The organism is Comamonas sp. E6 (assembly GCF_001010305.1).
Classification (GTDB): domain Bacteria; phylum Pseudomonadota; class Gammaproteobacteria; order Burkholderiales; family Burkholderiaceae_C; genus Comamonas; species Comamonas thiooxydans.
On the sequence record NZ_BBXH01000034.1, the window covers coordinates 40,385 to 49,188 of the forward strand.

12 protein-coding genes are annotated in these 8,804 nt (G+C 57.1%); 4 read left to right on the top strand and 8 right to left on the bottom strand.

All coding sequences use genetic code 11. The features are described 5' to 3' along the window. The first annotated feature begins 20 nt into the window (after positions 1-20). Together CSE6_RS23830 and CSE6_RS23835 are read left to right on the top strand one after the other, a co-directional pair. Entirely contained in the window at positions 21-3,377 is a 3,357-nt protein-coding gene (locus CSE6_RS23830; RefSeq protein WP_083994805.1) for a pilus assembly protein, read from the top strand. A gap of 215 nt (positions 3,378-3,592) precedes the next feature. After that, entirely contained in the window at positions 3,593-3,949 is a 357-nt protein-coding gene (locus tag CSE6_RS23835; RefSeq protein WP_059441645.1) for a Rap1a/Tai family immunity protein, read from the top strand. A 157-nt stretch (positions 3,950-4,106) separates the two neighbouring features. On the opposite strand, the gene CSE6_RS26610 is transcribed toward CSE6_RS23835, so the two are convergent. Genes CSE6_RS26610 through CSE6_RS26260 form a run of 5 tightly spaced genes read right to left on the bottom strand, consistent with a single transcriptional unit; the run spans position 4,107 to position 5,868 of the window. Next, positions 4,107-4,280, bottom strand: coding sequence for a hypothetical protein (locus CSE6_RS26610; protein ID WP_238585796.1), 174 nt, complete (start codon positions 4,278-4,280; stop codon positions 4,107-4,109). Beyond that, positions 4,270-4,518 carry a hypothetical protein gene (locus CSE6_RS26615; RefSeq protein WP_238585797.1) on the bottom strand — a complete coding sequence of 83 codons (249 nt, stop codon included), beginning with the start codon at positions 4,516-4,518 and terminating at the stop codon, positions 4,270-4,272. Before CSE6_RS26615 ends, CSE6_RS26610 begins: the two co-directional genes overlap by 11 nt. Continuing rightward, positions 4,515-5,009: a hypothetical protein gene (locus CSE6_RS23845; RefSeq protein ID WP_059441646.1), complete on the bottom strand. Its 495-nt coding sequence runs from the start codon at positions 5,007-5,009 to the stop codon at positions 4,515-4,517. The genes CSE6_RS26615 and CSE6_RS23845 overlap by 4 nt, the downstream gene beginning before the upstream one ends. After that, positions 4,997-5,632 carry a lysozyme gene (locus CSE6_RS23850; protein ID WP_059441647.1) on the bottom strand — a complete coding sequence of 212 codons (636 nt, stop codon included), beginning with the start codon at positions 5,630-5,632 and terminating at the stop codon, positions 4,997-4,999. Before CSE6_RS23850 ends, CSE6_RS23845 begins: the two co-directional genes overlap by 13 nt. Then, entirely contained in the window at positions 5,629-5,868 is a 240-nt protein-coding gene (locus CSE6_RS26260; protein ID WP_238585798.1) for a hypothetical protein, read from the bottom strand. The genes CSE6_RS23850 and CSE6_RS26260 overlap by 4 nt, the downstream gene beginning before the upstream one ends. A 346-nt stretch (positions 5,869-6,214) precedes the next feature. On the opposite strand from CSE6_RS26260, the gene CSE6_RS23855 reads away from it, so the two are divergent. After that, a complete protein-coding gene (locus CSE6_RS23855; protein WP_059441648.1) occupies positions 6,215-7,528 on the top strand; it encodes a ferric reductase-like transmembrane domain-containing protein in 1,314 nt (437 codons plus the stop codon). A 153-nt stretch (positions 7,529-7,681) separates the two neighbouring features. Here CSE6_RS23855 and CSE6_RS26620 read toward each other — a convergent pair whose 3' ends face one another. Genes CSE6_RS26620 through CSE6_RS26630 form a run of 3 tightly spaced genes read right to left on the bottom strand, consistent with a single transcriptional unit; the run spans position 7,682 to position 8,194 of the window. Then, a complete protein-coding gene (locus CSE6_RS26620; protein WP_238585799.1) occupies positions 7,682-7,873 on the bottom strand; it encodes a hypothetical protein in 192 nt (63 codons plus the stop codon). Then, positions 7,827-7,997 carry a hypothetical protein gene (locus CSE6_RS26625; protein WP_238585800.1) on the bottom strand — a complete coding sequence of 57 codons (171 nt, stop codon included), beginning with the start codon at positions 7,995-7,997 and terminating at the stop codon, positions 7,827-7,829. The genes CSE6_RS26620 and CSE6_RS26625 overlap by 47 nt, the downstream gene beginning before the upstream one ends. After that, positions 7,994-8,194, bottom strand: coding sequence for a hypothetical protein (locus CSE6_RS26630; RefSeq protein ID WP_059441649.1), 201 nt, complete (start codon positions 8,192-8,194; stop codon positions 7,994-7,996). The genes CSE6_RS26625 and CSE6_RS26630 overlap by 4 nt, the downstream gene beginning before the upstream one ends. 102 nt (positions 8,195-8,296) lie before the next feature. On the opposite strand from CSE6_RS26630, the gene CSE6_RS23865 reads away from it, so the two are divergent. Further along, positions 8,297-8,476, top strand: a complete 180-nt coding sequence (locus tag CSE6_RS23865) for a hypothetical protein (protein ID WP_034358043.1) — start codon at positions 8,297-8,299, stop codon at positions 8,474-8,476. The last annotated feature ends 328 nt before the right edge of the window (positions 8,477-8,804 follow it).

The following is an 8,804-nucleotide window of genomic DNA, read 5'->3' on the forward strand; positions in this document are numbered from 1 at the left end:
CTAGGCAAGGAAAATTTGTCATGCACACTCCGCACTTTTCTCGCACGTTGCTGCATGCTGCCTGTGTGGCAAGCACAGTATTGGGCCTTGCCCACGTCGCTCACGCGGAAGACATCGACATCTATAACGGCGCAGCCAGTGGCAGCAGCTCGAATCTCGTCATCGTTTTGGACAATGCGGCTGCATCCAGTGCCAACGCAGCTTTTACCTGCGGGGCTCTGTCTGTCAAAGATCCCGGCACCTCTTTTGGTTTTGAGCAATGTGGCTTGTATGGCGCATTGACAGGCCTTGAGAGCTTGCTTGCCAGAAATCAGGCCGCTACCCCATCCATCACGCAGTTGCCACTAAAGCTGGGGCTGATGTACTTCCCCCAGGATACAAGCAAGAACGGCGGGCAGTTCGTACTGCCGGTGGGCAAAAATGGCCTGAGCTCCGGCGATCTACTTCCTCTCAACAGCACCAACATTCAAGCCTTTAAGACGCGAGTGGCCCAATTGAGCTTGGCGACGGATAAAGGGGCTGGAAACCTGTTCAGTCAGACTCTCCAAGAAGGTTTTGCGTTCTACAACGGATTGACAGGCTTGTCGGGAACGCGATATGGCTCAGCCACTTCCGCAGATAGTTGCGCCAGTAATTTCATTGTCTATTTGACCCTAGCCACCAATAGCAATAAACCAGGCGGAGCCAACGACGGGCAGAAATCACTGGCGAGCATCACCGGCAAGCCCTTTGTGGATGTTCCCATGGGCAGTTTCAAGTCCCCTTACTCGCCCTATAACTCCGCCAAATCCCAGTGGAAAAATGATCCGGCTGATGAATGGTCCACCTTCATGCTCAAGCCAACGGTCGGCTCAACCCAATATCAGCCAGTCAAGACCTACACAATCATTCTCTATGACGGGTCCAACCCGGACTATGAGCAACTGATGGACTCAACGTCGCGTCGCGGTGGCTCGCTGCCTATATTTGTTCGATTGGGTGATACCGACGGACTGACCGCGGCGATCGACAAAATTGCTCGCCAGATCATGGCGACGAACAGCGTATTTGCCGCGCCAGTGCTTCCCGTCAGCACCAACACCCAAGGTGTCTATGCCAACCAGGTGTATATCGGGATGTTTCGTCCCGCCGACGGGGGGCTACCTCGCTGGATGGGCAATCTCAAACAGTACAAGTTCGGGCTGGATGAAACCAACCCTAACGATCCACAGGTCTACTTGGGCGGTGCAGAGTTGCTGAGTGGCAGCGCATACCAGCCGAAACCGGTGCTTAGCTCTGCCGGAACAGGCTTCTTGGACCCGAGTGCCGTTAGTTTTTGGACCTCGAAGGACACCGCCAAGTTACCTGATAGTGCGGGAGGGTTCTGGCTCAAAGCAACAGACACTGAAGAAGGTGTGGACGGCTATGATCGTGCGGATGGGCATCGCGTTGAAAAAGGCGGCGTTGGTCAGCAACTGCGCTTAAGTGGCTTGACGAATCTCAGCAAACGCAACGTCTACACATGCACAGGCAGCAGTTGTATCCAGAACGCAGCCTTGAGCAGTATGAAGTTCGATACTAGCAATGCTGCAAATTTAGGTGGCGTGTCAACTGACACGACACGGCGAAACAACATCATCCGCTGGACACGCGGCGAAGATGTGGCGGTTACGGTGACAGGCTCAGGTGCGGGTCCTGAAACAAGCGCCCCTCCTGACAACACCATCATTGTGCGAGGTTCTGTGCATGGTGATGTGCTGCACTCAAGACCATCAACGCTGAACTACACCAAAAATGCTCTGAATCCGAACGTTGAAGGCACCGTAGTGTTTTACGGAGCCAACGATGGCTTGTTTCGAGCAATCAATGGCAATCAACCAAATAACCCCAGCAACACCAGCAAGCCACTAGGTGAGTGCGAGATTTCAGCTACTTGTGCCATGGCAACCAAGGATGCCGGTGGGGCTAACATCAATGTCCTTCCCGGCGGCGAATTGTGGAGTTTCATTCCTGAAGAGTTCTATGGAGGGCTTCAGCGCATTTATGACAATAACGTTGGCCTGACCTTGGGCGAAGCACCTAGCTCGACTCGCCAGCCTAAGACCTATTTCTTCGATGGATCTCCAAGCGTCTACCAGAACGGCAATACGGCCTGGCTTTTTCTGTCTGCCCGCCGTGGCGGTCGCTTACTTTATGCACTAGACGTCAGTGATCCCACGAATCCCAAACTAATGTGGAAGATCAATGAGAAAACCTCCGGCTTTGGAGAGCTTGGTCAGACTTGGTCACAGCCCAAGGTAGCAATTGTTAATGTGGGTAAAGACGCCAGTGGCAAGCCTATAGGGAAACCAGTATTAATCTTTGGTGCAGGCTATGACGTGAACCAGGACAACGATCTAGTTTCTAGCGCTGATGCAATGGGGCGAGGCATTTTCATCGTTGAAGCTGAGACTGGAAAGCTGCTTTGGCGAGCGGGCCCCGGAGGGTCTAGCACTCAATGCACAGGCAACCCATGCTTGCTATCGAGCATGACCTATTCCATGCCATCCGATATCACTTTGATGAACCGGATCCCCGATGGGGATGCAGGCATGAGAATCGACCGTCTATATGCAGCGGACACAGGTGGGAACCTATGGCGCGTGGACTTGGAAGCTCAAGGTCCAGCCGACTACGGCCCAAGCACCTGGCAGGCCTATCAGTTGGCAGCACTAGGAGGTTCAAGTACGCCCAAGCGCAAATTCTTTTTCCCACCGGATGTGACGATTTCAAAATCGGTAGACATTGTGGTGGCTGTGTCGGGTGACCGTGAGCATCCTATGTATGCAAGTCAGGCAACTAGCGTGCAAAACCGCTTCTACATGATCAAGGATACGCAAATAGGCGCCAACGGTCTGAGTGGAGGCAGCTGGGGCGTGGTCAACGATACCAATACGACTCATCTGAAAGATGCCACCTCTGTACCCTACACCCCTAGCTTGGCAGATAGCTGGAAGGGGTTCTATGTCAACCTTGCGTCTAGTGGTGAAAAAGGAGTGAATGCGCCAACCATCATCGGCTCCTCAGTGGCATTCGGTACCAATCAGCCCCTGCCTCCGGACTTAAAGACCTGCAAGGCTAACCTCGGCAATGCACGCGGATACCAAGTGAGTTATCTGACTGGCACAAGAAGCAACGTATTGTTCGACGGTGGCGGCATGCCGCCCTCCCCCTGGTACGGTCCCGTACAAGTACGTGACAAAGAAGGTAACAGGCGCATTGTCAATATTAGCCAGGGCACTGGTAAACCGGGTTGCAACACACCGGATTGCAAATCCTCCTTAGGTGCAAATATGCCTCCAACAAGCAAGGCAAAAAAACTGCGTCGTACATACTGGAGTCGGAGCCAAGACCGATAACCCCAAACGACCAACCTGACTCATCAGGACGGTCGTTTGGGAGCACCGAGCAAATCTAGGCAGACGGAAGCGCGTCGTTGGCTCGGCCCAAAAGAGCCAGTCATCGAGCGCTCAGCGCTACGCCCAAGCACCCCATAGCGTTTACAGGCATCCAAAAGCGCCTTCCCGCTCTCCTTTTCCTGAGCTACATTCCCCTTCACAGGAGGAATGAGAGGATGAAAGCTGTTCAGGGCGCCGCCGCTCTGCTGGTCGCATTACTCTGTGGACCATATTTGCATGCGCAGCAGATCACTGGGTATGAACTGCATCAATGGCTCTCTGAAATACAAAAATCCCAAGCGGGTATCGCTTCGGACCACCAACAGGTCAATATTGCTCGCGGGTATGCACTAGGAGTTGCCGAAACACTGGTGTCGTCCAAAGTCATTTGCATACCAGACGGCATCACACGCGACCAAGTCTTGGACATCATTCCTATGATGCTTTACGCCCAGCCACAGCTCAGGCACATGAATGCCAACTCACTGGTCTCAAGGGCGTTGCAAGATGTCTTCCCCTGCAAGCCAAGATAGATTGCAGTTGCTCTGCTGCATTCCTTGACCAGCTTGCGTTCGACTGCATCGAGTAATGCTGCTAGATCGCTGCGATCTGGTTGCAGGTATTCGCGGCTCCGGCCAACCCAGCCTGGGCGCCCGCGTCTCCTAAACTCATTCCCTCCCCACCACAAGTTTAGAAACTGGCGATGCGCTCGCCCAGGATCACGGACAGCTCGCGCATCACGTCGAGCTGGCGGCGCATACGGGCCTGCTCGTCCGAGTCCAGTTGGCGAAACAGGGCATTGCGCTGAATGAACTCATCCAGCCTGGTGATACGGATGTCCAGCTCTTGCTTTTCATCCAGCACGCGCTGCTGGTCGGGCGGCAGCGCACTGGCGCTGGCAGCAGCTCACAGTGCCGCCGTTGATGCAGTGCTCGAGCATCGCCTTGGCCTGGCCGAAGTGCAGCAAGTTCGTGCCCGTGGGGTTCATGCCAGCGTGTGGCGAGCGGGTAAAGGCGATGCCACAGTCAGGCGCAAAGTCAGCCGGCAGCGGCCAGGACAAGAAGCGGTCGACCATCTGCTCAGTGATCGCAATTTTGCTCATTGGGTTTCCTTGGTTTGGGGTATCACTGGCCAGGCTGCGCGGCAGGTTACGGCATCAGCTGCGTGGCCATCAGCTCGGATTGCCAGCTCCGTGTATCGCTGGCTGCACTGTCCGAATACGCGGCTGAGGGCTCGGGCGTACTCGATGAGGGCGGCGGGGGAAGCGTCGGCAAGTCGCTGCTCGGCTTCGGACAGTTGCTTGCGCAGGCCGTCACGCTCGCGGCGAGCGCGATCAGCAGCAGCCTGCAAAGCGGCCTGCTTCTGGATGGCGTCATTCAGGGCTCCTTGGTATGTGGCATTGACCGTGCGTTCGACGGCCAGCACGCGCCGGCCGGCGGCCGTGCGTTCATCAGCGATCTGCTCGCGGTACTGGCTGGCCTGCAGGCGCTCGTCGGCCAGCTCGGCCCCCAGGCGCGCAGCCTGAAAGGACCAGGCCAGCGCCGCGCCGGCAGCTGCGGCTGCCAGGGATGTGTAGACGATCAGCCGCGCCATGACAGCCCCCACTCGCAGAGCTCGGCATTCGCATCGCCGCGGATCTTCAAACCGGGCAGCACCATAGACACGCCATTGACCGTGCCCTTGTTCCAACGCACGTTTTCACGGCAGGCCTTGACCCAGTTGCCCGCGTTTGCATCGCGCTTCATGGTGCTGGTCTGGAATTTGCCGTCGCCCTTGTTGTGCAAGAAGTCGTAGAACGTGGCCTGCTGAAAAGGGTTGTAAGTGCCCCAGTAAATCAGCGAGCGCTTGGCGATCTGCTCATACTGCACATAGCGCTTCTTCTCCAGGCGGAAGCATTCGGCCGGGCTGTACCACTTGCCAGCGATCACATCCTTGCCGGTCAATCCGTTGCAGACCGTCAGCGGCTGGCCCTTGCCCAGCTTGTCCACGTAGGGCGTGCCGATGTGGCGATTGCTGGATTCATAGAACGCGGCCATGACCATGGCAATACGCATGCCATCGGGCATGTCAGGGTCGGCCGCTACTGCCTGGATGTATTGATTCTGCTGGGCCTCAGCCGTCGCGGCCTGATCCACGTAGTAGGTGCCACCGCCCAGACCGGTCAACACCAGCAAGGCACCAATGCTGGCGCGTAACTGCGCTGGAATCTTGCTCATGGCGTGCCCCCTACGGCAGCCTTGGCCCTATCGCGCAGCTCCTGGCGCGCCTGCTCATGCACATAGTCACGGCGCCATTTCCAGACCAGGTAGGCTGCCTGCAATGCCACAAAGGCAATCGATGCCAGGACCAGCCAGTCACTGAGGGGCAGGCCTGCGAGCCGGAAGCCCCCGGCAGTTACCGCCCGGCGTGGCTTGTGCGGCCGCGACCACAATGTCTTGTTTTTGCTCGGCACTCATATGCTGGTGAATGCCCAGCAGCGCCAGCATTGATGCGAGAGCTTTTTTCATGCCCCGAAGTTTTCCGGGGCAGGGCTCGATGGTCGAACCCTAGAGGGGTGCTACGAATATCGATCTAAGGCCAGAAGTAATCCTTATCGTTTCTAGACATACCGCAACAATGCGCTGCAAATCAGTTGGGAATGTAGAACGTCTATCTAGCACCATGCTAGCCTTACCTTGATCAGTCTTGAACAAGCTCGAATGTGCTGGAGCCGCCTGCGGTGAACGAACCAGAGCTATTGCGTGCATCTGTTTCTGCACTCTGGTTCTGCCGGCCATTGAGCCAACCGGAGTGCTGTCTTGCGCCGTTCCATTCTTCTTGTCCTGGCTTCTTTCTTTGTGATTTGGGCAGTGGAGGCTTTTTGGCTCTCACCATCGCCACCTGGTGACCTGCTGTGGGTGATGCGGCAAGAAGGCATGCTGCTTACCGGTATTCTGGCTTTGGGGGCCATGACTGCCATCATGGTTTTGGCCTTGCGCCCTCGGTGGGTGGAGTCGCCTTTGGGCGGCATGGATAAGGCCTACCGTTTGCACAAATGGCTGGGCATCATTGCCATTACGTTGAGCTTGGCGCACTGGCTGGCCAAGCAGTCCAAGCCCCTTATCGCGACGGCTATTGGTAGCACTGGCAGGCTGGCCAAAGTACCCGTACCCGAGTGGGTCAGCCTCCTAAAGCCCTATGCCAAAACCTTGGGCGAATGGACCTTCTATGCATTGATCCTGATGCTGGTCATTACGCTTGCTCGTCGCGCAGTTCCATACAAGCACTGGTACTGGTTTCATCGATTCATGCCTCTGGCGTATTTGATACTGGTGTTTCATGGCATTGTGCTGACTCCTCCTGGCTATTGGAGCGGAGTGGGCGGCTGGCTGCTGACGTTGACAATGGCCCTCGGCGTCGTTGCCGCCGTGATGCAACTGGTGCGTGACCTGCGATCGCGCTATCCCCATGCGGGCACCGTACTGTCATGCACGCAGCTCGGCAATGTGCTGGAGGTGCAATGCCGTATGGATGATTCCTGGCCAGGCCATGCTGCGGGGCAATTCGCCTTTTTGCGCCTGACAGGGGAGAAAGAGGCGCACCCGTTCACGCTGTCCGATGCGGAACAGCAAGATCATGTCGTGCGCTTTCACATCAAACAACTGGGCGACTGGACTCGCAGCCTGCCCGAGCGTCTGCAGCCCGGCATCGTTGTGGAGCTGGACGGTCCTTATGGCCGCTTTGTGCCTCCAGATCACGACGATGGTGCCGTGCACGTATGGGTTGGCGCAGGCGTTGGCGCGACTCCTTTTCTTTCCTGGCTGGGCCAGCTTCACCATGACGGCCATGCCCCGCAGGCCTGGCTGCAATACGCCTGCCAGCATGCGGCCGATCCTCTTGCTCAAGCTCTGGAAGAGGCTGCGACGCTTCATCCCGATGTACATCTGGACATCTTTGCTGATGGCCGTCGCTGGTCGCCCAAAGAGGTGCTTCAACGTTATCGAGCCAATAAGCCGCTGCGGGTGTGGTTCTGTGGTCCCGCCGCCATGGGCAAGCAATTAGAGCTGACCCTCAAGCAATCGCTACCAGCGGACTCCTGGCAACTGCACAGAGAACACTTTGAGTTTCGGTGAGCACGATTTAAAGCTATCGTGGAGGAAATTCACCGGACCTACCAAAGCTTCAACCTGGATTGAATCGTCACCAGGCCCTCTTCACTGATCCAGCGAACCGCTATAGCGCCAGCTGCTTGAGCCCGAAATACCAGCCGACGCAGGCACCCTGCTTCAGGCACTTGCCACGCGCCGCGCCAAAGTCGTGAGGCCAATCTTGGCTACCTCCAAACGCACGGCATTGCTCTGGATGGCCACATCGTTATTGAGCTTGGCCGTCTGCAGGCTGATGTTGCTGCCGGCCTCGTACTGCTTGATGTCAGCTTCCCAGCGACGCGAAGCTCGCGGCCTTGGCCTCGATGGCATTGGCGCTCACCTTGTAGCCGTCCACCAGAATGGCTGATTGCTTGGCTGCGGCGTCCATCTTGGCCACGGCGGCCGACAGGCGCGCCTTCCAGCTACAGGTCCGAGAGCTTGTCGTGGAACTCACGGCGGGCATCGGCCAACTGGCCGACCAGCCCCCGACGGCAGCGGAAAGCCCAGCGCCTCGGCCGCGCGCATCACCTCCAGCTCAAGCGCCAGTGCCACCTGAGTTTCGCGGTCGCGCGAGCGGTCCCAGATGACCTGCTCTGCTTCGGGCTTCAGCCCGGTTCCGCCCTGAATGCGGGCACTGATTACGGCCTGCAAATTACTCAGCAGCTGCGAGGCATAGCCCGGCGCGCGCTTAACTCAAAGGGCGTGGGCTCCAGCAGTTGCAGCTCGGGCATGCGATATGGGTACAGTGGGTTGATGACACGCATCAACACCACCGAGATATGGGAGCGGCACGGCTACAAGGTCGAACGCATTGAGCAAGCCATGGGCGCGCCCCAGCGCAATGTGTATGGGCCCGATGGCGTGCTGCTGATCGAGGACGCCGAGTACACCCAGGAGACTGAAGCCCTGCGCGATCTCGGATTTATCGATTAGCCGTGGCCCGCTCTGCGGGGATGTTTTTTAGCAACCACCCATGAGGTGGTTTTTTTGCGCACGGAGATTTTGAGAGATGAGTCGGCGGCCTGCATGCACCTTCCCTTGCAGGAGTTTTGCCGGGCCAAACAAGAGCCTTGCATGCTGCGCTGCGGTTTGAGGGCTCGCGCAACCAAGACTGACATTCTTCTTATGAGGTGCCGTTTAAGGTTATTTAAAAGAGTACTGTGATTTCCGGCGATCGATCTTGATTCGCCAACATGGACCGGAGGTCTATATGTCAGACAGCTGTTGATTTCCACCCAGAAGTGACCCACTGGGGATGCGG

Bases quoted from the DNA above. Each gene is read 5' to 3' on its own strand.
- CSE6_RS23830 (WP_083994805.1), top strand. From the start codon at position 21: ATGCACACTCCGCACTTTTCTCGCACGTTGCTGCATGCTGCCTGTGTG.
- CSE6_RS23835 (WP_059441645.1), top strand. From the start codon at position 3,593: ATGAAAGCTGTTCAGGGCGCCGCCGCTCTGCTGGTCGCATTACTCTGT.
- CSE6_RS26615 (WP_238585797.1), bottom strand. From the start codon at position 4,518: ATGAGCAAAATTGCGATCACTGAGCAGATGGTCGACCGCTTCTTGTCC.
- CSE6_RS23845 (WP_059441646.1), bottom strand. From the start codon at position 5,009: ATGGCGCGGCTGATCGTCTACACATCCCTGGCAGCCGCAGCTGCCGGC.
- CSE6_RS23850 (WP_059441647.1), bottom strand. From the start codon at position 5,632: ATGAGCAAGATTCCAGCGCAGTTACGCGCCAGCATTGGTGCCTTGCTG.
- CSE6_RS26620 (WP_238585799.1), bottom strand. From the start codon at position 7,873: ATGCCATCGAGGCCAAGGCCGCGAGCTTCGCGTCGCTGGGAAGCTGAC.
- CSE6_RS23865 (WP_034358043.1), top strand. From the start codon at position 8,297: ATGACACGCATCAACACCACCGAGATATGGGAGCGGCACGGCTACAAG.